General features: G+C 54.0%; 22 protein-coding genes, 1 tRNA gene and 1 other annotated feature. Of the genes, 8 read left to right on the top strand and 15 right to left on the bottom strand.

Going from position 1 to position 23678, the window contains the following annotated elements; genetic code table 11:
• Positions 1-58 precede the first annotated feature (58 nt).
• Entirely contained in the window at positions 59-2377 is a 2319-nt protein-coding gene (locus tag NBE99_RS02515; protein ID WP_250682942.1) for an ATP-dependent helicase, read from the top strand.
• Here NBE99_RS02515 and NBE99_RS02510 read toward each other — a convergent pair.
• The gene (locus tag NBE99_RS02510) at positions 2358-2996 is read right to left on the bottom strand and encodes a hypothetical protein (protein WP_250682941.1); all 639 of its coding nucleotides are present in this window, start codon (positions 2994-2996) and stop codon (positions 2358-2360) included. The genes NBE99_RS02515 and NBE99_RS02510 overlap by 20 nt on opposite strands.
• A 47-nt stretch (positions 2997-3043) precedes the next feature.
• Positions 3044-3736, bottom strand: a complete 693-nt coding sequence (locus tag NBE99_RS02505; RefSeq protein WP_250682940.1) for an HAD family phosphatase — start codon at positions 3734-3736, stop codon at positions 3044-3046.
• A 263-nt stretch (positions 3737-3999) separates the two neighbouring features.
• Between NBE99_RS02505 and NBE99_RS02500 the strand changes: the two genes are divergently transcribed.
• Complete coding sequence (locus NBE99_RS02500) at positions 4000-6474, top strand: ATP-dependent Clp protease ATP-binding subunit (protein ID WP_250682939.1); 2475 nt, start codon at positions 4000-4002, stop codon at positions 6472-6474.
• 14 nt (positions 6475-6488) lie between these two features.
• Positions 6489-8213, top strand: coding sequence for a transglutaminase domain-containing protein (locus tag NBE99_RS02495; protein ID WP_250682938.1), 1725 nt, complete (start codon positions 6489-6491; stop codon positions 8211-8213).
• Here the strand turns inward: NBE99_RS02495 and NBE99_RS02490 are convergent.
• A complete protein-coding gene (locus tag NBE99_RS02490; protein ID WP_250682937.1) occupies positions 8210-8377 on the bottom strand; it encodes a hypothetical protein in 168 nt (55 codons plus the stop codon). The genes NBE99_RS02495 and NBE99_RS02490 overlap by 4 nt on opposite strands.
• A 12-nt stretch (positions 8378-8389) precedes the next feature.
• Positions 8390-10201 carry a translation elongation factor 4 gene (gene lepA, locus NBE99_RS02485; RefSeq protein ID WP_250682936.1) on the bottom strand — a complete coding sequence of 604 codons (1812 nt, stop codon included), beginning with the start codon at positions 10199-10201 and terminating at the stop codon, positions 8390-8392.
• A 103-nt stretch (positions 10202-10304) separates the two neighbouring features.
• Here lepA and NBE99_RS02480 point away from each other — a divergent pair.
• Positions 10305-10378, top strand: a tRNA-Pro gene (locus tag NBE99_RS02480).
• A gap of 100 nt (positions 10379-10478) precedes the next feature.
• Positions 10479-11843, top strand: coding sequence for a TrkH family potassium uptake protein (locus tag NBE99_RS02475; RefSeq protein ID WP_250682935.1), 1365 nt, complete (start codon positions 10479-10481; stop codon positions 11841-11843).
• Here NBE99_RS02475 and NBE99_RS02470 read toward each other — a convergent pair.
• Together NBE99_RS02470 and NBE99_RS02465 are read right to left on the bottom strand one after the other, a co-directional pair.
• A complete protein-coding gene (locus NBE99_RS02470; RefSeq protein ID WP_250682934.1) occupies positions 11840-12916 on the bottom strand; it encodes an isocitrate/isopropylmalate dehydrogenase family protein in 1077 nt (358 codons plus the stop codon). The two genes, NBE99_RS02475 and NBE99_RS02470, sit on opposite strands and share 4 nt — an antisense overlap.
• 201 nt (positions 12917-13117) lie before the next feature.
• Positions 13118-13423: a 30S ribosomal protein PSRP-3 gene (locus NBE99_RS02465; RefSeq protein ID WP_315897281.1), complete on the bottom strand. Its 306-nt coding sequence runs from the start codon at positions 13421-13423 to the stop codon at positions 13118-13120.
• Between the two features lie 85 nt (positions 13424-13508).
• On the opposite strand from NBE99_RS02465, the gene NBE99_RS02460 reads away from it, so the two are divergent.
• Positions 13509-14306: a TIGR01548 family HAD-type hydrolase gene (locus tag NBE99_RS02460; protein WP_250682933.1), complete on the top strand. Its 798-nt coding sequence runs from the start codon at positions 13509-13511 to the stop codon at positions 14304-14306.
• Here NBE99_RS02460 and rnhA read toward each other — a convergent pair.
• The 7 genes from rnhA to secE all read right to left on the bottom strand — a co-directional run bounded on the left by rnhA (position 14239) and on the right by secE (position 18157).
• Positions 14239-14718 carry a ribonuclease HI gene (rnhA, locus tag NBE99_RS02455; protein WP_250682932.1) on the bottom strand — a complete coding sequence of 160 codons (480 nt, stop codon included), beginning with the start codon at positions 14716-14718 and terminating at the stop codon, positions 14239-14241. The two genes, NBE99_RS02460 and rnhA, sit on opposite strands and share 68 nt — an antisense overlap.
• A gap of 89 nt (positions 14719-14807) precedes the next feature.
• On the bottom strand, positions 14808-15206 hold the full coding sequence (rplL, locus tag NBE99_RS02450) for a 50S ribosomal protein L7/L12 (RefSeq protein ID WP_149817205.1): 399 nt from the start codon (positions 15204-15206) through the stop codon (positions 14808-14810).
• 75 nt (positions 15207-15281) lie between these two features.
• The gene (rplJ, locus tag NBE99_RS02445; protein ID WP_250682931.1) at positions 15282-15809 is read right to left on the bottom strand and encodes a 50S ribosomal protein L10; all 528 of its coding nucleotides are present in this window, start codon (positions 15807-15809) and stop codon (positions 15282-15284) included.
• 18 nt (positions 15810-15827) lie between these two features.
• Positions 15828-15960: a sequence feature (ribosomal protein L10 leader region), on the bottom strand.
• 27 nt (positions 15961-15987) lie between these two features.
• Positions 15988-16704, bottom strand: coding sequence for a 50S ribosomal protein L1 (gene rplA, locus NBE99_RS02440; RefSeq protein WP_315897304.1), 717 nt, complete (start codon positions 16702-16704; stop codon positions 15988-15990).
• 83 nt (positions 16705-16787) lie between these two features.
• A complete protein-coding gene (rplK, locus tag NBE99_RS02435; RefSeq protein ID WP_250682929.1) occupies positions 16788-17213 on the bottom strand; it encodes a 50S ribosomal protein L11 in 426 nt (141 codons plus the stop codon).
• Positions 17214-17227: 14 nt separating this feature from the next.
• Positions 17228-17911: a transcription termination/antitermination protein NusG gene (nusG, locus tag NBE99_RS02430; RefSeq protein WP_250682928.1), complete on the bottom strand. Its 684-nt coding sequence runs from the start codon at positions 17909-17911 to the stop codon at positions 17228-17230.
• A gap of 30 nt (positions 17912-17941) precedes the next feature.
• On the bottom strand, positions 17942-18157 hold the full coding sequence (gene secE, locus NBE99_RS02425) for a preprotein translocase subunit SecE (RefSeq protein WP_250682927.1): 216 nt from the start codon (positions 18155-18157) through the stop codon (positions 17942-17944).
• Between the two features lie 96 nt (positions 18158-18253).
• On the opposite strand from secE, the gene NBE99_RS02420 reads away from it, so the two are divergent.
• The gene (locus NBE99_RS02420; protein ID WP_250682926.1) at positions 18254-19141 is read left to right on the top strand and encodes an alpha/beta fold hydrolase; all 888 of its coding nucleotides are present in this window, start codon (positions 18254-18256) and stop codon (positions 19139-19141) included.
• A 6-nt stretch (positions 19142-19147) separates the two neighbouring features.
• On the opposite strand, the gene NBE99_RS02415 is transcribed toward NBE99_RS02420, so the two are convergent.
• On the bottom strand, positions 19148-19942 hold the full coding sequence (locus tag NBE99_RS02415; protein WP_250682925.1) for a hypothetical protein: 795 nt from the start codon (positions 19940-19942) through the stop codon (positions 19148-19150).
• 128 nt (positions 19943-20070) lie between these two features.
• Here NBE99_RS02415 and NBE99_RS02410 point away from each other — a divergent pair, with 128 nt between their 5' ends.
• Positions 20071-23151 (top strand): glycoside hydrolase family 38 C-terminal domain-containing protein, encoded by a 3081-nt coding sequence (locus tag NBE99_RS02410; RefSeq protein ID WP_250682924.1) that lies wholly within the window; start codon positions 20071-20073, stop codon positions 23149-23151.
• Here the strand turns inward: NBE99_RS02410 and NBE99_RS02405 are convergent.
• On the bottom strand, positions 23148-23651 hold the full coding sequence (locus NBE99_RS02405) for a single-stranded DNA-binding protein (RefSeq protein ID WP_250682923.1): 504 nt from the start codon (positions 23649-23651) through the stop codon (positions 23148-23150). The genes NBE99_RS02410 and NBE99_RS02405 overlap by 4 nt on opposite strands.
• Positions 23652-23678: the final 27 nt, after the last annotated feature.

The following is a 23678-nucleotide window of genomic DNA, read 5'->3' as shown; positions in this document are numbered from 1 at the left end:
CTTCATTGGGTAGAAGCCGGTTTTTGTAATAAATCTTTAGTTCTCCTACAGTCTTTCTATGAACTTGTTGTCACTCCCCGCCAGTGCCAGTCACCTCCTAAGGACGTTGCGTCCGGGTCAAAGGGAAATCAGTGAATGGCAAGGGGGTCTCTTGGCGGTATCGGCAGTGCCCGGAGCGGGTAAATCCCATGGCATGGCCGTAGGAGCAGCGATCGCCATCGCTCGCCAAAAACTCCATCAACAGCGGCAACTAGTCGTAGTCACCTATAGTCGTTCGGCGGCCGCCAATATCAAGGTGCGGATTCGCAAGTACCTACGGGAGATGGGGTTGCCCCGCAATGGTTTTAGTGTGCAGACCCTCCACAGTTTGGCCTTGAAAATTGCCACTAGCCATCCCACGGCAGGTCTGCGTTGGAGTGGCGAGAATTTAATGAGTGAGCATGAGCAGCGACGCCTATGTGTCACCTGTGTTAAGGAATGGGCGCGATCGCACCCCGACATCCTCGAGCAACTGATCCAAGGTTGCGATACCAGTCCTCTCAGCGACGTTGAACACGATGGCCGCAGGATTGCGCTGTTGACTGACATCTTGGTGAAGTTGGCACAAACCGTTATTAGCAGTGCCCGCAGTATGGCGTTGACACCCCATGATCTGCGGCAGTTGTCCCAGCAGTTGCGCCCCCAAAGTACAGCAGCAGTAGAACCCTATCCTTTTTTAGAGATTGGTGCCGACCTTTTGGAGCTATACCAGCACCATTTAGCGCAGCGAGAGCAAATTGACTACGATGAGATGATTTTGGCAGCGGTACAACTCCTAGAGGGCGATCGCCAGTGCCGCCAAGAATGGCAACAGCGGGTGTATGGCGTCTTTGAGGATGAGGCGCAGGACTCGACTCCCTTGCAATCGCGGTTACTGCGACTTCTAGCCGAGGACAACACCACAGGGCAAGTTAATTTTGTGCGGGTGGGGGATCCCAATCAAGCCATTAACTCCACGTTTACGGCGGCAAATCCTCTTTTTTTTAATGCATTCTGTGACGAATGTGCCCAGCAGCAGGCCTTCTATCAAATGACCCAAGCGGGGCGATCGACCCCATTAGTGATTCGATCAGCCAACTTTTTAGTGAACTGGGTCAATCATGCCCTCAAAGGTCAAGAACTCCCCTTTCGGAACCAAGCAATTCAGCCTGTCTCAGCGACGAACCCGCAACCGGGGGCAAACCCACCCCCTTGGGGCGAAGGGGTAGAAATTGCCCGACCTGCAACCATTTTCGAGACTGTGCGCGAGCTAGCAGCACGCATTTCTCAGCTCTTGGTAGAGCATCCTGAGGCCTCAATTGCCGTACTCGTGCGTACTAACCGCCAAGGGGAATTTCTCGCGGATCTGTTGCGCTCTCCTGCTGACTTCAACAACATTGTAGATCTGGGCGCTCAGGGAATTCCAATTCTGGATGTATCGGGAATTGAACAGCGATCGCAGGTTCCTAGAGAGTTGCTCGACATTCTCTACTTTCTCCACTGTCCCTATTCTCCCGAAGCGGTCAAAGCAGCCCTGAGTGTGCTTCAGGAGCGCAAACGCATTCCGCCACAAAATTTAGATCGCTTGGCAGCCCAGCCAGAGGTCTTTCTCTACCCCGGTCCTTTAGACCCTCCTGCCGAGGAACCGGTGCTCAAGGCACGGCACTACTGTCATCGTCTCCTCAAAGCTCGCTTGGAACTTTCCCTCTTTCCTCTAATTACCTATTGTGCTCAGGAATTGGGCTATGATGCCGCTGAATTGGCCACCACCGATCGCCTCATCTGCCAGTTGGCACAGCAGGAACCAACACAACTGTGGGAGCGCATTCATCCCCACTGGCAAGAGTTGGTGGCAGCGGATCGCTTTGACGCTGTTGAGATGGAAGACCTCCATAGCCGGTTGGTGCGTTCAGGGCAGGTAACAATCATGACCATGCACCGTGCCAAGGGTTTGGATTGGGATGCTGTCTTTGTCCCCTTTTTGGAGGAAAGAACCCTGCCCGGCGAGAGTTGGGTGGCGGCCAATACCAAGTTTCTCAGTCCAGAGGTGGATTTTATTGAAGTGGTGCGATCGCAACTGCGTGCCTACGGCCATCGGCAATCTCTTCCTGACTGGCAAACCGCCTATCAAAAAGCGAAAGAGGCCAAAGTTGCTGAGGAATATCGCCTGCTTTACGTGGCCATGACCCGTGCCAAGCGCTTACTCTGGTTGGCTGCTGCCCACCAAGCCCCCTTTAACTGGCAGAACTTTAATTGGCGAGGGTTTTATCAACTGCAAGACAGTGCCCCCTGCCCCTTTATCCCCGCCCTAGAACAGAAGCTAAAGCACCATGCAAAGGCTACTCCCGGCGATCGCTAAGGCTATCGCGCCCCGGTAAGCGTTCCATCGCTGCCAAGACCGCCCGTTCCGCCGCCAGAATATCGCGCTCCGCGCCCCCCAAAAAGAGTCGGCCAAAACTGCCCACGGCTGAAATCTGCAAGATATTAATGAGTGCTGCCTTTTCAGCTTCATTGGCGGCTAGTGCGGCATAGGCGGCAGGTTCCACTTCAAAAACATAGAGAGTTTGCCCCGCCAAGATCATGTTGCCCTTGCGCGAGCGGTTAATCAGTTGGGTGTGGTGGGCATCAATGTTGCGAATCACTTGACTCGAAATCACTCGTGGCCGCAAGCAATCCTGTACTCGGGCGCCAATCGCATCTAAAATGGCCTCTCCTGCTGCCCGCACTTCCCCTTGATTGCCCGAATGCACCTCCAATAGCCCGTAGAGTCGCTCGATAAACAAGACTCCCGGCCGCACCACCGCAGACTTCAGGGCAATATCTAAGAGGCGATTGACATCAATCCCCGGTGAAATCTCCACCCAGAGGGAGCAATCCCCCGGCAAAGGCAAAAACCCCTGCGCCACGGTTCCCAAGTAGGCCGCGTGTTGCGGTTGAATCGAGTCGAGATAGACATAACTGCGCAGATCAACGCCCAAGGTGGTGGATTCCTAACGCACCAGTACCCATGATCGCTGAAAATGCCCTAGGACAATAGCCTCTGGAGCCGCGGATCCGTAAAATCCTCAATGCAGACCGCTGCTCCCGCCGCTTCAAGCGCTGTCGCCGATTGGGTTGTCAGGACTCCCCAGCAGCACATCCCTGCCCGTACTGCCGCCATCACCCCCGCCACTGCATCCTCAAAGACAAGACAATGCTGCGGCAACACCTGCAATCGCTCCGCCACCAGTAGATAGCACTCTGGATCGGGCTTGCCCCGCTGCACATCCTGCTCCATCACGACTGTGTCGAAAAAGTTGCCCACCCCCTCGCAGGAGAGCACCAGTTCGACATTGGCAGCGCAGGCAGAGGTGCCCAAACCCAAGCGATAGCCCTTTTCCTTGGCACTTTTGAGAAAGGGCAATAACCCTGGCAGTAGCTCTAGGTGGGGCGCCAGTAGTTCCCGAAACACTGCTTCTTTGCCCGCCCCCCAACGTTGTACCTCCGCCTCACTCACCGGTCGTCCTAGCAATTCAGGGAGGAGTTCGGCATTGCGTTTACCCCCCATCTGCTTCAAATGTTCAAGGTTAATGTGCTGCCGCAGCTCTGGGGTGCGATCGACATAAACTCGCCACGCCTCAATGTGATAGGGCATTGTATGGCAGATGACCCCATCCATATCAAAAATCAGGGCACGTTGAGACGGCTCAACCGCGAAGAAATCGGATAAATTAGCCATTGAAGAAAAGTCAGCAGCCAGCAAGTGTAGTGTATCGTTTTTTCTCCGCAAGGGCGCTAGGCAGTTTTTTAGGAACTGCTGACAATCCTATTCGCAGTGATCACAGGACAGCCGACGCAATTTCAACTAAAATACGGGCAACCGCACCTGCAAAAAAATGAGTCAACATCTACAGTAATAGTAAGTTGGCATACAAAAACACGCCAAAGTGAACGTGTTAAGATGAGTGTTACCAGCACGCAGGAGCCATTAGGGGAAGGGTCATGTTTGAACGGTTTACAGAAAAAGCCATTAAAGTCATCATGCTGGCACAGGAAGAGGCTCGCCGCCTCGGCCACAACTTTGTCGGTACTGAACAAATTCTTCTTGGACTGATTGGTGAAGGCACCGGTGTGGCTGCGAAAGTCCTACGTTCCATGGGCGTGAACCTCAAGGATGCCCGCATCGAAGTGGAAAAAATTATTGGCCGTGGGTCTGGTTTTGTCGCGGTGGAGATTCCCTTTACCCCCCGTGCCAAGCGAGTGTTGGAACTCTCCCTCGAAGAAGCCCGCCAACTAGGACACAACTATATTGGTACTGAGCACCTTCTCTTGGGGTTGATTCGCGAAGGGGAAGGGGTAGCGGCACGGGTTCTGGAAAATCTTGGCGTTGACCTGTCGAAAGTCCGCACCCAAGTGATTCGCATGCTGGGTGAAACCGCAGAAGTAGCCGCTGGTGCCAGCCAAGGACGCACCAAAACACCGACGCTGGACGAATTTGGTGCCAACCTCACCCAGATGGCCATTGATGGCAAGCTAGATCCCGTGGTGGGTCGGCAAAAAGAAATTGAGCGGGTGATTCAAATCCTTGGCCGCCGCACCAAAAATAACCCCGTGCTGATCGGTGAACCGGGGGTAGGTAAAACGGCGATCGCCGAAGGTCTTGCCCAGCGAATTGCCAACAAAGATGTTCCCGATATTCTCGAAGACAAGCGGGTAGTCACCCTTGATATTGGCTTGCTGGTGGCGGGCACCAAGTACCGCGGTGAGTTTGAAGAGCGGCTGAAGAAGATCATGGATGAGATCCGCCAAGCCGGTAACGTCATCCTCGTCATTGATGAGGTGCATACCCTCATTGGCGCTGGCGCAGCCGAGGGGGCGATTGATGCGGCCAATATCCTCAAACCCGCCTTGGCTCGTGGTGAATTGCAGTGCATTGGGGCCACCACCCTAGATGAGTACCGTAAACACATCGAACGGGATGCTGCCTTGGAGCGCCGCTTCCAACCGGTGATGGTGGGTGAACCCTCCGTTGAGGAAACCATTGAGATCCTCTACGGCCTGCGGGAACGCTATGAGAAGCACCACAAGCTGAAAATTTCCGATGAAGCCCTTGAGGCGGCAGCGAAGCTGTCTGATCGCTACATTAGCGATCGCTATCTGCCCGACAAGGCCATTGACCTCATTGACGAAGCCGGCTCACGGGTGCGCCTGATTAACTCGCAACTACCGCCGGCGGCCAAGGAACTGGATCGCGAACTACGGCAAGTACTCAAAGAAAAAGACGATGCCGTGCGTGCCCAAAACTTTGACAAAGCGGGTGAATTGCGCGATCGCGAGATGGAACTGAAAGCGCAAATCCGTGCCATTGCCCAGCAGAAAAAATCTGAAAGCGCCAATGGTGAAGAGGAAACCCCCGTCGTTACCGAAGAGGACATTGCCCACATTGTGGCCTCTTGGACAGGGGTACCTGTCAGCAAGCTCACCGAAAGTGAGTCGGAAAAACTGCTGCACATGGAGGAGACCCTGCACCAGCGGGTCATTGGCCAAGATGAAGCGGTGAAAGCCATCTCCCGTGCCATTCGCCGTGCCCGTGTTGGCCTGAAAAATCCCAACCGTCCTATTGCTAGCTTTATCTTTTCTGGGCCAACCGGTGTGGGTAAAACCGAGCTAACGAAAGCCTTGGCCGCCTACTTCTTTGGCTCTGAAGAGGCAATGATCCGCTTGGATATGTCCGAATACATGGAGCGCCACACCGTCTCCAAGCTCATTGGCTCACCCCCCGGCTATGTCGGCTACAACGAAGGTGGTCAACTGACCGAAGCCGTGCGGCGGCGTCCCTATACGGTGGTGCTTTTCGATGAAATTGAGAAAGCTCACCCCGATGTCTTTAACTTGCTGCTGCAAATTCTGGAGGATGGTCGCCTCACTGACTCTAAGGGTCGCACCGTTGACTTCAAGAACACCCTCTTGATCATGACCTCGAACATTGGCTCGAAGGTGATTGAGAAGGGCGCTGGCGGTCTTGGCTTTGAGTTTGGCACTGAGGATGCCGCCGAATCCCAGTACAACCGCATTCGCTCCTTGGTGAATGAGGAACTGAAGCAGTACTTCCGCCCCGAATTCCTCAACCGCCTTGATGAAATCATTGTCTTCCGTCAACTGACGAAGGACGAAGTCAAGCAAATTGCCGACATTCTCCTCAAGGAAGTGTTCTCGCGCCTGACAGAAAAAGGCATCACCTTAGAGGTGACCGAGCGCTTCAAAGAACGGCTCATTGATGAGGGCTATAACCCCAGCTATGGGGCACGACCACTGCGTCGCGCGATCATGCGTCTCCTAGAGGACACCCTTGCTGAGGAAATGCTCTCTGGACGGATTCGCGAAGGGGATACGGCTCTCATTGATGTGGATGAATCCGGTCAAGTGAAAATCCAAGCTCAACCTCGGCGTGAGCTGTTGCCCCAAGCGGTTGAGTAGGGTATTCGCTTCCTATGCCAGAGACAGCGGCAGAGGTTTATGGGGAGCCTCTAACATCCCCGTTGCTCGATCACGAGTGGCGCACCATTTATCCCTTAGGGGCTTACCAAATCCATGGTCTGGCATGGGTCGATCCCCAAGCTCTGTGGCTGCGACAACTGCCCCGTTTACCCTTTTGCCAAGCCACCCTTGGTGCCAGTTTCTTGGCCTTGGATCGGGTGCGGGGCTTTATTTTGCTCATTAATGGCGAAAACGACCACAGTGAGATTCTTAATCCCTACGATCTAGAGCCATTTCTCGATGCCGATGGTCTCTGTCTGCATCGGGAAACCCTTTGGTTTTGTCGCGACACATGGCTCTATCGCTGTCATCTCCCCGATTGGCAGGTGGAAAAGGTGCTGGAGTGCCGCTATCCCATTTACGGTGTGGCGGTGGATGATACAGGTATCTATGTAGCTTGCCAAAAGTCAGGCTACATCCACTGTTTTGACGAGACGGGGCGGGAGCAGTATCGCGTCAGTGCCCCTGGCATTGGTTTTGAAAACCTAGCCCTGAGGGATGGCTATCTGTGGGTGAGCGATCGCCTAGAGCAATCCATCTATTGTCTCGATCGCCAGAGTGGCCGTATTGAATGGGTGGCCTTGACCCCCTTTGCCCAGCCTACGGCTTTCACCTTTGATGCGGCGGGGCGATTGTGGGTGGCCTATGGCGGTGAGGAACCCTATCTGCGGGATAACCCCAACAACCGCGAAGCCCCCCTCGAAATTGATCACCGCGATATTTGTTTGATTCATCCCCTGCTCTACCAGACTCATAGGGAGCAGCATTACACCGTCTCCAATGGCTATCTGATTGAGATGGCCTACGTGGAAGAAATGTCTGCCCTTGATGCGCTGCACCTAGATAACCTCGAGTGGCGGATTGCTCTGCCGGCCAATTCTTTGCGGCAAAAACTCCTGCGGGTGGAACCCGTGGGCATGCCCTTTCGCGTGGAAACAGCGGGGGATCAGCAGGTGGCAGTGTTTGAGTTTCCCGAACTGCGTCCCTACGAGGCTCGCCTTTTTGGTTGGCGGGCTTGGCTAGAAGTCAGAGGCATTAAGTACCATCTCACGCCTGCTGACATTGATGAGACGCTACCGCTGCCGCCAGAATTTGCAGCACAGTATCTGGTGGATAACGATGAGTTGGCGATGGATCAACCCATTGTCCAGGAGGCAGCACGGGAAGCTGTGGGCACAGAGACCAATATCCTGCGCAAGATGCTCAAGATTCGTAACTATGTGTACGATCGCCTCAGCTATGCGATGCGACCCACGATTGAGACACCGGATTTGGTGTTGAAACGGGGAACGGGATCCTGTGGTGAGTACGTGGGGGTGCTTCTTGCCTTGGCGCGATTAAATGGCATTGCCTGCCGTACGGTGGGTCGCTACAAATGTCCCCCCCATCCCCAAAAGCGCGGTATTCCCCTCCAGCCCACCTATAACCATGTCTGGTTGGAATTTTATGTGCCGGGGGTTGGCTGGTTGCCCATGGAGTCGAACCCAGATGATGTGGTGGAGCGCGGTCCCTATCCGACACGGTTCTTTATGGCTCTCCCCTGGTACCACGTCGAAGCGGGCAAAGGGATTCGCTTTGAGACCACGAATTATCGCGATCGCGGGGTGCGCCTTGGAGACTTAGCCCTCAACCATGTGCGCTTCACGATTCACGGCGAGTTGCCCCCTAGTCCTGCCTAAACCTGACCTTGGTACAGGAGCAAGAAAATGACTCCTAAAGGGGCGGGTTGCCAATCACCACGCCAATCCAAGAGTTGTACTAAAAGTAAATAGCCAACGCCCAGCAAAAGGGAGATGGTACCGGTAATGATCGCCACCCATTTGCCCGATGACCGCTTAGACATCTCTGGGTTCTCCTACTCGTTGTTGAGTCGCAACACCGCCATAAAGGCTTCTTGGGGCACATCTACCCGCCCGATCGCCTTCATCCGTTTTTTCCCCGCTTTTTGTTTTTCCAATAGCTTGCGTTTACGGGTCACGTCACCGCCGTAGCACTTGGCCAAGACATCCTTGCGCAAGGCGGGAATACTTTCGCTGGCAATCACCCGTGAACCAATGGCCGCTTGAATCGGAATTTTGAACTGGTGGCGGGGGATTAAATCCTTGAGCTTGCTGACAAGGGCACGTCCCACATAGTAGGCCTTATCGCGGTGGACAATGGCTGCCAAGGAATCCACAGGGTCATTATTGATGAGGATATCCAGTTTCACCAGATCATTGGGACGGTAGCCAATCAGGTGATACTCCATACTGGCATAGCCGCGCGATCGCGATTTCATCTCGTCAAAAAAGTCGGTGACGATTTCCGCCAAGGGAATTTCATAGACCAAGGTGGTTCGCCCTTGGGTGAGGTAGCGCATATCCTTAAAGATGCCCCGTCGGGACTGCGCCAACTCCATCAGGGTTCCCACATAGGTTTCGGGGGTAATCATCTCCAGCTGCACGTAGGGTTCCTCAATTTTTTCGCGGTATTGGGGTTCCGGCAGCAGGCTGGGGTTGTCAATCATGAGCACTTCCCCTTTCACCGTGGTTACACGATAGACCACCGAAGGGGCGGTAATGATTAAATCCAGATTGTATTCCCGCTCTAGCCGCTCTTGGATAATTTCCATGTGCAGCAGCCCCAAAAAGCCACAGCGAAACCCGAAGCCCATGGCACTGGAGGTTTCCGGCTCGTAGTGGAGCGACGCATCATTGAGCTTCAATTTTTCAAGGGCTTCCCGCAGATCCTCAAACTGATCCGCATCGGTGGGAAAGAGACCACAAAAGACCATTGGCTTGGCTTCAGCGTAGCCGGGCAGGGGTTCCTTGGCGGGGTTTTGTGCCAATGTAATCGTGTCGCCGACGCGGGCATCGCCAACGGCTTTAATGGCGGCTGCAAGGTAGCCTACTTCCCCCGCGTGGAGACTGTCCACGGGTTTCTGATGGGGGGCGAGGACGCCGAGTTCATCGATTTCGTATTCTTTGCCGGCGGCCATCAAGCGAATGCGATCGCCCTTGCGAACCACACCATCCATGACCCGAAAATAGACAACCACGCCGCGGTAGGCATCGTAGTAGCTATCAAAAATCAATGCCCGCAGAGGTTGATCCACGGTATCGCGGGGAGGGGGCACCAAATGCACGATGGATTCCAGAATTTCTTCAATGCCAATTCCCTCTTTAGCCGAAGCTAAGACCGCTTGGGAGCAATCGAGGCCAATAATCTCTTCAATTTCTGCCTTCACGCGATCTGGCTCGGCACCAGGCAGGTCAATTTTGTTGAGGACAGGAATAATCTCTAAATTGTGCTCTAGAGCGAGATAAACATTTGCCAGCGTTTGCGCTTCTACTCCTTGGGACGCATCCACGACGAGGAGTGCCCCTTCACAGGCGGCTAGCGATCGCGACACCTCATAGGAAAAATCCACATGCCCAGGGGTGTCAATCAAGTTCAAAATGTAGGTTTCGCCATCACGACTGGTGTAGGTCATGCGGGCAGCTTGCAGCTTAATCGTAATTCCCCGCTCCCGCTCCAGTTCCATATTGTCGAGAAACTGTTCCTTCATTTCACGGGGATCCACCGTGCCCGTAAATTGCAGCAGGCGATCGGCAAGGGTCGATTTGCCGTGATCAATGTGGGCGATGATCGAGAAATTGCGAATGTGGGAAACGGGGACGTCGGTCATACCAGCGAGGGCAACCTTAACAAAAAGAAAAACTCCTTTCTTGATTCTAAGCGTCTCTGTCCGATTGTGCTGAGAATTCGGTGGTAGGATAGAAATTAACTGCCGGGATGTAGCGCAGCTTGGTAGCGCATCTGCTTTGGGAGCAGAGGGTCGCAGGTTCAAATCCTGTCATCCCGATTTAGAGCCACTAGTTAGGGTTTTGCAGTACCGAGAACGATTGTTGCCAATACAATCCTGCGGTAGATTAGCCTCAGACCCTTTGGATACGTATTCATTGATGTTGACGGTTCCACGGACAATTTGCCTTGGATTTTTGGCGGTGATTACGGTGGGGACGCTGCTCCTGTGCCTGCCTTGGTCCACCAGTAATGGGCATTGGAATCCCTTGGTCATTGCCCTATTTACAGCCACGTCGGCGGTCTGTGTGACGGGTCATATCATTGTTGATACAGCTACCCATTTCTCCCCCTTTGGCCAACTGGTGATTCTGTTGCTCATCCAAGTAGGCGGTCTGGGGTACATGACGGCGACCACCTTTTTGATTATTTTGCTGGGACGCAAGTTTAATCTGCGGCAAAAAATAGCGGTACAGCAGGCGTTAGATCGCCGCGGCATCCAAGGGGCACGGCAGTTGGTGCGCTCAATTTTGGGTTTAACCTTTCTCTTTGAACTCACGGGTGCCTTTTTGCTCTGGCTGATTTTTCGCCAAGATTTTAGTGATCCGCGGGCACTGTGGCTCGCGGTTTTTCACAGTATCAGTGCTTGGAATAATGCTGGGTTTAGCCTGTTTAGTGACAGCTTGATGAGCTATCAAACCTCTGTGCCCTTGAATTTGGTGATTTCACTGCTGATTATTTTTGGTGGCATTGGCTATGAGGTGATCTTTGAATTTTATCTTTGGCTGCGGGAGCATCTGCGCCACTGGGGTAAACCCGCCTATTTAATCCGCAAGGCGAGCCAGATGACGTTTAGTCTCAATTTCAAAATTGTGACGAGTACGACGGCGATTCTCCTCATTTTGGGAACGGTGATGCTGTTCCTGACGGAGATGCGAGCGCCAGAGCGGTTTGGTCTTTATTCGTTTGACCAAAAGCTCCTTTTGGCGTGGTTTCAGTCGGTCACAGCGCGCACGGCTGGCTTTAATACCGTCAATATCGGTGAATTCAATAATGGCGGGCTATTTATTATGATTGCCCTGATGTTTATTGGTGGTAGCCCCGGTGGCACCGCAGGGGGCATTAAAACAACCACGTTGCGGATTCTGGCAGGGATCACCAAGTCAGCACTCCAAGGCAAGGAAGTGGTGCTGCTCTACCGCCGTCAGGTACCGCCCTCCCTCATCATGAAAGCAGTGGCTGTGGCCTTTGGCTCAATGTTTACGGTGCTGGTTTCGACAACGCTGATCGCGATCGCCGACCCTGAAGAGAATTTCATTAACATCCTCTTTGAAACCGTGTCTGCCTTTGCCACTGTGGGTCTTTCGACGGGGATTACCAGTGGGCTAACCGTCTTTTCTAAATTGGTGTTAATTGTGACGATGTACGCTGGCCGCGTCGGTATTTTGCTGCTAATGGCCGCCATTATCGGCGATCCTCAGCCCTCTAATGTGCAGTATCCTGAGGAAAATCTACTAGTGGGCTAGGGAGCGGCGTACTTGGCAATGGCGGCAGCCATTTCTTGGGTACCCACGGGTTCTTGACCGGGAGCCGCCAAGTCGTAGGTGACAAAGCGCCCCTCACCAATCACTTTTTCAACAGCCGCTTGTAGACGCCGTGCCGCTTCCATTTCGCCAAGATGTTGCAACATCAACACGCCAGAGAGAATCAATGCCGTGGGATTGGCTTTGTTTTGCCCCGCATATTTGGGGGCTGAACCATGAATCGCCTCAAAAACGGCATATTCATCGCCAATATTGGCGCCGGGAGCCACCCCAAGGCCGCCAATCATCCCTGCACACAGGTCTGAAAGAATATCGCCGTAGAGGTTGGGCATCACCATCACATCGTAGAGTTCGGGCTTCTGCATCAACTGCATGCACATGTTATCGACGATGCGATCTTCAAAGGCGATCTCGGAGTAGCGGCTGGCAATTTCACGGGCACGTTCGAGGAAAAGGCCATCGGTAAATTTCATGATGTTGGCCTTGTGAACGGCTGTCACTTTCTTGCGATTGTTGGCCTTGGCATATTTGAAGGCAAACTCAACAATGCGATCGCTCCCCAGCACGGAAATGGGCTTCACTCCAATGGCAGCATCCTCACGGATGGGCTTACCCGATAGATCACTCAAAAAGGCACGGGCTTTGGCCGCTTCGGGACTGGTGTATTCAAACTCAATTCCCGCATAGAGGTCTTCGGTGTTTTCCCGCACAATGACTAGATCAATGTTTTGAAAATAGCTTTTCACCCCAACAATGGATTTAGCCGGCCGTAAGTTCGCATAGAGATTGAGCCGCTTGCGGATTTCCACATTCACAGAACGAAAGCCGGTGCCCACGGGTGTCGTAATCGGCCCTTTGATGGCTGTTTTCGTGCTTTTGATGGCATCGAGAACGTGTTCGGGCAAGGGGGTGCCGTAGCGTTCCATCATCTCCACACCGGCATCCACCACCACCCAGTCAATTTTGACCCCAGTGGCATCAATGGCGGTGCGAGTGGCAGCGGCAACTTCAGGACCGATACCGTCGCCGCGAATTAAGGTAACAGCGTGGGACACGAAGGCTCTCTCCCTATGCAGAACTGAAAGATAAATGTATTCGGAGGTTATGATGCAGCTAAATGAGCTTCACTGTACGTAGCGTGTGAAACAAAATCGTAGCGAGGGCGATCGCGCCAGCAACAATGACAAAGTACAGCACAATTCCCATTGGTATTTCTCCTCAAACGTGCAATGATTGGCCACGGCATGAAGGGTATCCTAGGCCGTGCCTACAAAACTAACATCACTAAAGCGTTTTTGGGCTTCGCTGACGGGACGATTTTTGCCTTCTTCTTGCCAGTAGTTAATAATTTCTGTGGCACGGTTGAGGAGTTCAATGCGCTCGGCTTCCGTAATCCAAGATTTTTTCTCTAGTTCGGCCTTGAGGAGTTCCCAAGCATCGGTGCGCGGCCAAAAGAAATAGGAGGTGAGGGGGCTTGTCCCTTTGCCAACAATCTGATCGACAGCGATCGCCACATCTTTTTCTAGCCAAAGCACTCTCAGGGTAAAGCGGGACAATTGCAACCTCCTAAAACTCGTTTTTCACAACAGGCCATCCTTTATAATAACCAATCAGGCCAACTGCATACAAGTTTCTGGAGAGCCACCCTTGAGTCCCCCCTGTGCCTGTATCTTTTTTGATATTGATGGGGTAATTCGCGATGTCAGTCGTTCCTATCGCCGGGCCCTAGCGGATACGGTTGAGCATTTTACGGGGGGAGCCTATCGTCCTAGTCAAAAGGAAATTGACGACCTCAAGGCGGAAGGCTGCTGGAACAACGACTGGGAAGGGTCGCGTGAACTCATCTACCGCTACTTTGAACGCCAAGGGAAACCCCGCTCCCAAGTACCCTTGGACTATGAAGCCCTCGTGATTTTTTTTGAGGAGCGCTATAGTGGCCCCAATTGGTCAGGCTATATTCAAGATGAGGCGCTGCTGGTGGATATGTCCTACTTTCAAGCCCTCGATCAGGCGCAGATGCGCTGGGGGTTTGTCAGTGGCGCCACGCGGGACTCAGCAGAATATGTCCTGAAACACCGCTTGGGTCTGGATCAGCCCCTTTTGATCGCCATGGAGGATGCACCGGGCAAACCCAACCCCACAGGGCTACGGCTGGCCTACCGTCATGCTACTGACCAAGCAACGATTCCTGCTTTCTATGTCGGGGATACAGTGGCGGATATGCAGACCGTTGTCAATGCCCGCAAAGAACAGGCAACAACGCCATGGATTGCCCTTGGGGTGATTCCTCCCCATGTCAAACCTGAAGATCGTCAACTGTATGGCGATCGCCTGCGCTCAGCGGGAGCCAGTGCAGTTTTTGAGCACACTCGCGACATTACCCCAGCGGTGGTGGCAGCGTTCTTAGGGCAATTGGCTGACCACGACTCAAACTGCGGGCAATAAGATCGCAGCGCTCATTGCCGACATCGCCACTATGGCCGCGGACATGGTGCCACTGGACTAAGGGATCATTGAGGGCATCTAACTCCTGCCACAGGTCTTGGTTGAGAACGGGCTTTTTGGCAGCTGTTTTCCAGCCCCGCCGTTTCCAGTTGTGGATCCACTCGGTAATCCCCTTGAGCACATACTCGCTGTCGGTGTAAAGGGCGATCGCGCTCCCCGGAGCCAGTTGGCGCCATGCCTTGAGGGCTTCAATGGCCGCCTGCAATTCCATGCGATTATTCGTCGTGGCCGGGTGATGTCCTCCCAGTTCCTGCACAGAGCCATCGGCAAAGTAAATGACCACGCCCCAGCCCCCCGGCCCTGGATTTCCCTCACAGGCACCATCGGTATAAATGGCACGAATATCGGTCATGGGTATCCCCCTTGCAATTGCCGCCAATCAACCAATAAAAAAGGGTGGCAAAAATACCACCCTCTGCATGACTAAAGGCCAAACAAAGACTACTTGATGCTGACTTTGGCGCCCGCTTCTTCTAGCTCTTTCTTGGCAGCTTCGGCGTCTTCCTTGGTGGCACCTTCTTTCACGGGTTTGGGCGTGGATTCCACCACTTCCTTGGCTTCCTTGAGACCCAAGCCGGTCAAAGAGCGCACCACTTTGAGCACCGCAATCTTCTTATCGGCGGGGACTTCTTCGAGAATGACATCGAAGGCGGTTTTCTCTTCGACTTCTTCTGCGGGAGCAGCAGCACCACCACCCACGGGAGCGGCGACCATCATGCCACCGACCGGCGCAGCGGCACTCACACCAAAGGCCTCTTCAATTTGCTTGACCAGCTCAGCGGCTTCCAGCAGGGTCAAGGATTTCAACTTTTCGAGAATTTCATCGGTTGCAGCAGACATTGTCAACTCCTATCGTTTTAAAGTTGGAAAACAAGAACAGGTGGTTTCCCAAGGGAAACCAAAAGCAGGATCGATCTATGCCGCGCCTTTGTCGGCGATCGCCTGCGTTGCCCGCGCCAAGGAAGCGGGAACCTCCTTGATGCCAATGGCAATCTTCGCTGTGACGGCATTGAGGGCACCAGCAATCTGCGCCATGAGTTGTTCTTTTGAGGGCAGATCACCAATGGCCTTCACTTGCGCTTCGTCAAGGGCACGTCCCTCCATGACCCCACCGCGTAGGGTGGTTTTTTTCGTGGCCTTTTGGAATTCTTGGTAGGCCTTGATCGTGCCGCCAATGTCATCCTTGACCAACAGGAACGCTGAAGGTCCCTTGAGGAATTGGGTCATGGGTTGCCAAGCGTCACTTTCTTTGACCGCCAATTCCATCAGCGTATTTTTAGTAACCTTGCAACTGGCATTGCACTTGCGCAAGCGTTGCCGCAAATCCTTCATCTCAGCATCGGTGAGACCTTGGTAGTCAATCACCAGTGCCATTTGTGACTCGCTCAGGCGTTCCTTTAGCTCCGCCACAATTTCTTTTTTGTTTGCTAGCGTGCGTCCCACGCGCATCACCTCCTGTAGTCAGTGAAAGAAAAACCCCAGCAGTGGTGCCGGGGCGATCGCCCAATCCCAACGGATGGACTTCGCAAACCTCGGCAGGAAGATTATGTCTGAGCCAGACCCCTGCGGTCTTCGGTTGCCGTCTTGAGTTGTCAAGCATTGGGCAATAGGCAAGTCCTCCTTAGGCGGCTTCGGCCAGTTTTAGCTCCCGCAGGGCGTTGATGTCCACTTGAATGCTCGGCCCCATGGTGGCGGCCACATAGACACTGCGCCAGTAGCGACCTTTGGCACCGCTCGGACGGTTGCGGTCAATACTCTCTTGCAGGGCTTTGAGATTCACCAGCAAGTCTTCGGCGCTGAAGCTAGCTTTGCCAAAGAGCACATGGACAATCCCAGTGCGATCGGCACGGAACTCCACTTTCCCTGCTTTGAACTCCTGAATGGCTTGGGGTAGATCAAAGGTGACCGTACCCGCTTTCGGCGAAGGCATCAGCCCCCGCGGACCGAGAATCCGACCCACTTTGGCCACTTGGGGCATCATATCGGGGGTAGCAATGACTAGGTCAAAATCCATCCGCCCCTTTTGAATTTCGTCAATGAGTTCCTCTGAACCCACGACATCGGCACCAGCGGCACTGGCTTCGGTCACTTTTTCACCACGGGCAATGACCGCCACGCGAATGGTTTGACCAGTGCCTTTGGGCAGCGCCACGGTGGTACGCAATTGTTGGTCTGTATATTTGGGATCAATCCCCAAGCGAATGTGGGCTTCTGCCGATTCAGGAAACTTGGCTGTGGCCGTTTCCTTGAGCAGTTGCAAGGCCTCGAGGGGAGCGTAGGGACGATCCTCCACCTTGGTATAGAGTTCGCGCAGTCGTCGCGAGAGTTTACGCATCAGAATTTACCTCCACGGGGTACTAACGAAACGAAGTTTCTCCCCCAATACAACAAAGGACTCAACAGGAACACACTCAGAAAGCTTTAATCAGTAATAGTCACGCCCATATTGCGGGCAGTGCCTTCGATAATCCGCATGGCCGCTTCAATATCGTTGGCATTGAGGTCGGGCATTTTCTTCTCGGCAATTTCCCGCAGTTGGGTACGGGTAATGCTGCCCACTTTTTTCTTGTTGGGTTCGCCAGAACCTTTTTCAATGCCCGCAGCTTTCTGAATCAGCACGGAAGCGGGCGGAGTTTTGAGAACAAAGGTGAAACTGCGATCTTCATAGACTGAAATTTCAACGGGAACAACCATCCCCACTTGATCAGCGGTGCGAGCATTGTACTCTTTGCAGAACATCATGATGTTCACACCGTGCTGACCAAGAGCCGGACCAATGGGGGGAGCAGGGTTGGCTTTACCCGCTTGAATGGCAAGTTTAATAACTGCGACGACCTTTTTCGCCATAGTGAGTTAGCGTCCTAATCTACTTTTTCCACTTGAGTCACTTCGAGTTCGACCGGCGTTTCGCGGCCAAAAATCGAGAGTAATGCTTTCAGTTTGCTGCGTTCAGCACTGACTTCGATCACCTCTCCCTCAAAGTCCTTAAAGGGACCATTGAGAACTTTGATCTTATCACCACTGTTGAGATCAATGCGGTGAACCGGTTCTTGTTCTTGGGCTTTGCGGAAGATGCGATCCACTTCGGCCGGACTCAGGGGCATGGGCTTGACGTGACCGCGTCCGCGGCCTGTACTGCGGCGTTGCTCGGCACCAACAAAGTTAATCACATTGGGGGTGTTTTTAATCACCTGCCACGCTTCATCATCAATTTGCCATTCACCCGTTTCGGGGGACTGCTGTGCCCGCACTTGGACAAGAACATAACCGGGAAAAACTTTTTCCTCAATGGTTTGCCGCGAGCCATCTTTTTTGATTTTGATGACGGGGGTTTGGGGAATTTCAATGCGAAAGATGCGATCGGCCACATCCAGCGTATGGAGCCGCTGCTCGATGGTGCTTTTCACTTTTTTCTCGCAGCCGGAGGCCACTTGCACGGCATACCAGAATCGCTTGACCTTACCCGCCTGATCCCCTTCGGCCACTTCAACGATGTCGTCAAGAGGATCACTCAGATCAGAATGATCAGTAAATTCACTCACCATAGGCGCGTACTCGTAGAAATCTTTGGCTGTCTAGAAAATTAGTGTGGCCAGCCAACGAAAGAGTTCATCCACTAGGTAGATGACCGCAGCCGAAAGGGAAACGATAAGAATCACTGCCGCAGATTCGCCAATCAGACGCTGGCGATCGGGCCACACCACTTTGCTGAGTTCTTCCTTGGTTTCACGGAAAAACTCGGTTAGATGAAAGCCACTAGTGGGCTTTTCGCCTTCGGTACTCTTAGTCACGGCGGCACTCCTTGGGGCGGGGGCAGCCCAATTGCTACCCGTTTAATTCAGCGCGATTTATTATCATAGCAGGTTTCTTCTTTTTAGGAAATTCCGATGTTTGATTGCCTGCGATCGCGCACCCTAACGACGGCGATGGGTGAGGTGGCTTATGTCAGCAATGAGTTGGCAGCGATCTCACATTCCCATTCCCAACCACCGCTGTTTTTTTGGCATGGCTTGGGGGGCGGCTCTAGTCGGTATGAGTGGTCGGCGGTCTATCCGGCCTTTGCGGCTGAGTATCCCCTTTTTGCTTTGGATTTGCCGGGTTGGGGTGCCTCTGCCCATCTTGATCAACCCTATACGGTGGCGGGTTATGTGGATCACCTTCTAGAGTGCCTTGGTCACTTGACGACTGAACCGGCCGTGGTGATCACCTCCTCATTGACAGCGGCTTTTGCGATTCAGGGGGCGATCGCCCATCCCCAACGCTTCCGTGCCCTGATCCTCACTTGCCCAACGGGGTTGAGTGATTTTGGTCAAGACTACCGCCAGACTCCCCTTGCCCAGATTGCCCGCCAGCCCTATGTGGATATCACCTTTTATCGCCTCGGCGTGGCCAATGCCCTGAGTGTGCAGTCCTTTATGGCCAATCAACAGTTTGCCCGACCTAACCGCATCAGCCCAGAAATGGTTGCCACCTATACCCAAGTAGCGCAGTCGGCGGGGGCAGAATTTGCCGCACTGGCCTTTGTGCGGGGTGATCTCTGCTGCGACCTCAGTCGCTTCCTACCCCATTTGACGGTGCCGACCTATATCGTTTGGGGAGAACAGGCCAAACTCCCCCCGGTGGCCGTGGGTCAACGCTTGGCACAGTTAAACCCCGAGGCGATTCGTGCCTTTGATGTGATTCCAGGGGTGGGACTGACGCCGCAATTAGAATGTCCTGCGGTGATGATTGGCTTGATTGATCGCTATCTTGGCCAGTTGTTGGTCTCCCCTTGAGGTGATCTAACGCTGGGCATTCGCAGTGGCAGGTAGGGTGGTGCCATAGACACGGGGGCGATCGCCTTGTGCCAATTGGGTGCTGCCTTGGGTATCCACTGCCCAGATTGTGGCTTTGGGGTTCCCCATGGTTTGGGTTTGAAAGAGCACTCGTTGCGGATCCGTGGTACTCCAGCCCAAGAGGGTGGCAAAATCATATTCCTCAGCAGTGGGATACACTGTGGCCACATGACCCACCCCCGCCTGCCAAATCCACGCGCCGTCGCTGATTAAATCGGTGGCAAAAAGACCACCCAGCTGACGTACCAAGAGACGGTTGCCCGTTTCTGACCAACCCACGGGGACAAGCACGGCAATTAGGCCTTCCCCTTGGGGCACCTCTGCCAAAAATTCCCGCGGCATTTCCTTGAGACTTTCAATCCGCTGCTGGTTGCCGCTCTGGCGATCGCGAATCTCTAGGACACTCACCAGTTGTTGCCGATGAGCGTCTGGATGAGCCGTGAAGTAGAGGGTGGCTTGAGCCACATAGCGGCCATCGGGAGAGACGTATTGGGGGGTTTGTTGAGTGAATTTTAGAGATTTCTTGGCCTTGACAGCAGCGGCGTAGCCATCGTCAATCCATTTCCAAGGCAGCGGGAAAGGACTCTGAAGCGGATCTGTGACTACTGTTTCTACGGGTTGATCGGGGGCTGAGGGTCGCTGAGCTTGGGCAGGTGTCACTGGGGCGATCGCGAGGGCTGTGAGTACCCCACAGAGCGAGGAGATCAAAAAGCCCCGCCACGGCTCAAATCGGGTTACCATTGGGTCACTCCTCTTGAAGAAAATTCACTTATTTTATTGGCAGTTTGCTTAAATAAATGACGACCGCTCCTCACACCCCTAGCATAGCAATTGGCCTAGGCCGATCGCAGAAAAATTAACGAAGTTTTATGCACTTGTCAGAATTGATCAAAAAATCTCGTGATTACCTGCATTCACTGGCGGTGATTGAGAGCCATCACCAGTGGTTCCCCCTTTCTTCGCCCTCCTGCAAAGAGCTAGGTGATACGCCTTATCCCGTCAATGCCAAAGGTCACCTCGCTTGGCCGAAGGGGCAGCAATCCCTCTGGTTGGGACAGCGAATCACAGTACCCGCAACCGTTCGAGGCTACGATGTCACAGGCCTGAGCCTATACCTCGATCTCACGTGGTGGGCGGATCAGGCAACGGTGTATGTGAATGGGCAGGCGGTTCACGCGGGGGATTTGTTTGATCATTCGGTGAGTTTTTGCTTGGAGGAGGCGGTCAGCGCCGGCCAAACTTGGGAGGTGATGCTGCATCTCCTTAGTCCCAGCCACGATGACGGCGCCTTGGTGGCATCACGCCTGCGGTTTGCCTCGCCAACGGGAATTGATCCGGACTTTGTCGCCACTGAGTTAGAGATTCTGGAGATCTTTGGCGAGACACTGAACCCGCAACCCCTAGAGCCGCTTCTTCAGGAGATTTTAGAGAGCCAAGGGCAGCGCTCAAGCCTTGATCCACTGCTCACCAAGCTGCACGGGAGATTGCACGCGATCGCCACCCCCTTGCGGGACTTCACCATGCACCTCTGTGGCCATGCGCATTTGGACTTGGCGTGGCTCTGGCCGATCGCGGAAACGTGGCAAGTGGCACAGTCCACTTTTCGATCCATCTTACAGCTGAAGGAACACTACCCCGAACTAACGTTTACCCACTCCACCCCCGCCCTCTATGCCTATTTGCAAACCCATGCCCCGGAACTCTTTGGGCGGATTCAGGAAGCGGTGGCAGGGGGTTGGTGGGATGTGGCGGCGGGTCTTTGGGTGGAGCCGGAACTGAATCTGATTAACGGTGAATCCATTGTCCGCCAGATTCTCTATGGTCAGCAGTATGTGCAGCAGGCCTTTGGCAATCTCAGTCCCATTGCTTGGTTGCCGGACACCTTCGGCTTTCCCGAACGACTCCCTAGTTTCTTGGCTCAGGGGGGCATTCGCTACTTTGTCACCCAAAAATTGCGCTGGAATGATACCACGCGCTTTCCCCACGGCTGGTTTGTTTGGCGGGATGTGGCGGGGGCTGAGGTAAATGCGCTGATGTCAGCGCCTATTGGTGAGGGCATTGATCCAGTGAAAATGGCTGCCTACGCCCAAGAGTGGTGGCAACAAACGGGATCACGGCGCAGTCTCTGGCTCCCCGGTGTGGGCGATCATGGCGGTGGACCAACCGCGGCAATGCTGCAACAGGTGCGGCGCTGGCAACAACTGGGGGGAATTGGCCCGCAGTGGCGGTGGACAACGGTGCGGCAGTATCTGGAGCAATTAAGCCAAGAAACACCGCCGACCACCCATTGGCAAGGGGAACTCTACTTGGAATTTCATCGTGGCTGCTACACCAGTCATGGGGATCAAAAGGCTGCCCACGATCGCGCCCAACGCCAACTCCAGCAGGCAGAATGTTGGTCTGCTCTTGCAGCTATCACGACTTCTTTTTCCTATCCTACAGAAGCACTCAAAACCTGCTGGCAGCAACTGCTCTTTAATCAGTTCCACGATATTCTCCCCGGCTCCTCGATTCCAGAGGTCTATGCTGAGGTGGCACCAACGTGGCAACAACTCCTGAGGACGACAGAGACCGTTCTAGAGGAAGCGCAAACTGCACTGTACCAGTCTATTGACTGCGGCGCCCCTCCTGTGACAGGGGCAATTCCCGTTGTGATCTTCAATGGCTTAGTGGGCGATCGCGCCGGAGTTGTCCACATTGACTTGGCGCAGCTACCGCAGGAGATTCCCTCTTGGCGGGTTTATTGTCCACGGGGCGACTACGATTTACCAGTGCAGTTGAATGCTCCCCAAGGTTGCCTGACGTTTCGTACCCCTGAGGTGCCGGGCATCGGCTACACGCTGCTGTGGCTTTGCCCGCGATCGCGCCCTGATACGTTACCAACCCCACCCTTGGGCTATGTCTTGGAAAATAACTATCTCCACGTTGAAATTGATCCAGCAACCGGGGAAATCACCAATCTGTATGACAAGTTGAATCATCGTCCCTGCTTGGGCGATCGCGGCAATCAACTGCAATTTTTCCGTGATCAGGGGCAGTACTGGGATGCTTGGAACATTGACCCCAACTATGGGCAGCACCGACTGGCGGGGGCAACCCTAGAAGCCATTGAATGGGTGACGTGGCATCAATTGGAGCAACGGCTACGGGTGAGGTGGCGCTTTCAGTCCTCGTGGATTCAGCAGGACTATGTGTTGCAGTATCAAACCCCTTGGCTGCGCATTGATACGGAAATTGATTGGCAGGAGGAACATATTCTCCTCAAGGCTGCCTTTCCCTTGGGTATCCGTGCTGAGCAGATCACCTGTGAAACTCCCGGCGGCGTCACGGTGCGCCCCACCCTCCCCAATCCCCAGCTGCCCGCCCACGAGCAAACGAAATGGGAGGTGCCCTTTCTCACTTGGGTGGATTTGAGTACGCCAGAGTATGGGGTGAGCCTCTTCACTGACTGCAAGCACGGCCTTGATGCCCAAGCCAATCAACTGCGATTGACCCTCTTGCGATCGCCCACTTGGCCCGATCCGACGAGCGATCGCCGTCAGCACCGCTTTAGTTATGGCGTGTTTCCCCACAGTGGCGCATGGCAAGCGGCTGCTGTCCCCCAATGGGTGGCTCAGTTTAATCATCCCCTCAGGAGCGCGATCGCCCATGGCACAGCGAAGCTGTTTGCCCCTCCCAACCCCTCAGGAACCTTACCTCCCCACGCCCACCTGCTCCATTGGTCGGATGCCCACATTCAATGTCTTGCTCTAAAACAGGCAGAGGATGGACAGGGTTGGCAATTGCGAGTGGCAGACGTGGCTGGGGAAGGGGGCACCTTGGTGCTGCACTCAACGCTCATCCCATGGCAGATCAAAGCACTGCAAACGCTCTTAGAGACCCCCGCAGAGGATGCCGATGTAGTCACCCTTAGCCCGTGGCAAATTCAAACCTGCCGACTGCACCCCTAGAAAGGCACCTCATCTAGGTTAATATCTTCGGGTTCAGGGGGTGGGGGTGCCACCCTAGGTGTCACAGGTGCTGTAACTGCGGGTGTGGCCATGGGGGCGGTTGCCGGCTGTGCCGGATGATCCACAATATTTCCTTCAACGGTGTAGAAACGGCTCACCACCAGCTCGGCACGTTTTTCTTTGAAGCCTTCCGGGCGGTCAATCGTGTCCATTTTTAGCCGACCTTCGAGGATCAGGCGATCGCCCACTTTGCACTCCGCCTGCATTTTTTGCCCCAAATTGCCCCAAGCTACTGTCCGCAAACTCATAGGTGGCTCTTCACTGCGCAAGCTGGCAAACTGCACCACCATTGTCGCCACTGCCATCTGATTTTCTTGGGTGTAGCGCAGTTCTGGCGCTTGAATCACTTCTGCAAAGAGGACGCAACTATTCATCCGATGGGCTTCCAACAGGTCGTGTTCTTTCCAGTATAGTCCCAACGGCTGCCGCGACAAGGCCACAGGATCAATTCAGTGCGACTCTAGGGT

The organism is Thermosynechococcus sp. HN-54, from assembly GCF_023650955.1.
GTDB lineage: Bacteria > Cyanobacteriota > Cyanobacteriia > Thermosynechococcales > Thermosynechococcaceae > Thermosynechococcus.
This window is presented reverse-complemented; position numbering and strand designations above follow the sequence as displayed.

What these genes read in the sequence shown, in the direction of transcription:
- NBE99_RS02515 (WP_250682942.1), top strand. Translation starts at nt 59, where the DNA reads ATGAACTTGTTGTCACTCCCCGCCAGTGCCAGTCACCTCCTAAGGACG.
- NBE99_RS02505 (WP_250682940.1), bottom strand. Translation starts at nt 3,736, where the DNA reads ATGGCTAATTTATCCGATTTCTTCGCGGTTGAGCCGTCTCAACGTGCC.
- NBE99_RS02500 (WP_250682939.1), top strand. Translation starts at nt 4,000, where the DNA reads ATGTTTGAACGGTTTACAGAAAAAGCCATTAAAGTCATCATGCTGGCA.
- NBE99_RS02495 (WP_250682938.1), top strand. Translation starts at nt 6,489, where the DNA reads ATGCCAGAGACAGCGGCAGAGGTTTATGGGGAGCCTCTAACATCCCCG.
- NBE99_RS02490 (WP_250682937.1), bottom strand. Translation starts at nt 8,377, where the DNA reads ATGTCTAAGCGGTCATCGGGCAAATGGGTGGCGATCATTACCGGTACC.
- lepA (WP_250682936.1), bottom strand. Translation starts at nt 10,201, where the DNA reads ATGACCGACGTCCCCGTTTCCCACATTCGCAATTTCTCGATCATCGCC.
- NBE99_RS02475 (WP_250682935.1), top strand. Translation starts at nt 10,479, where the DNA reads ATGTTGACGGTTCCACGGACAATTTGCCTTGGATTTTTGGCGGTGATT.
- rnhA (WP_250682932.1), bottom strand. Translation starts at nt 14,718, where the DNA reads ATGACCGATATTCGTGCCATTTATACCGATGGTGCCTGTGAGGGAAAT.
- rplL (WP_149817205.1), bottom strand. Translation starts at nt 15,206, where the DNA reads ATGTCTGCTGCAACCGATGAAATTCTCGAAAAGTTGAAATCCTTGACC.
- rplK (WP_250682929.1), bottom strand. Translation starts at nt 17,213, where the DNA reads ATGGCGAAAAAGGTCGTCGCAGTTATTAAACTTGCCATTCAAGCGGGT.
- nusG (WP_250682928.1), bottom strand. Translation starts at nt 17,911, where the DNA reads ATGGTGAGTGAATTTACTGATCATTCTGATCTGAGTGATCCTCTTGAC.
- NBE99_RS02420 (WP_250682926.1), top strand. Translation starts at nt 18,254, where the DNA reads ATGTTTGATTGCCTGCGATCGCGCACCCTAACGACGGCGATGGGTGAG.
- NBE99_RS02415 (WP_250682925.1), bottom strand. Translation starts at nt 19,942, where the DNA reads ATGGTAACCCGATTTGAGCCGTGGCGGGGCTTTTTGATCTCCTCGCTC.
- NBE99_RS02410 (WP_250682924.1), top strand. Translation starts at nt 20,071, where the DNA reads ATGCACTTGTCAGAATTGATCAAAAAATCTCGTGATTACCTGCATTCA.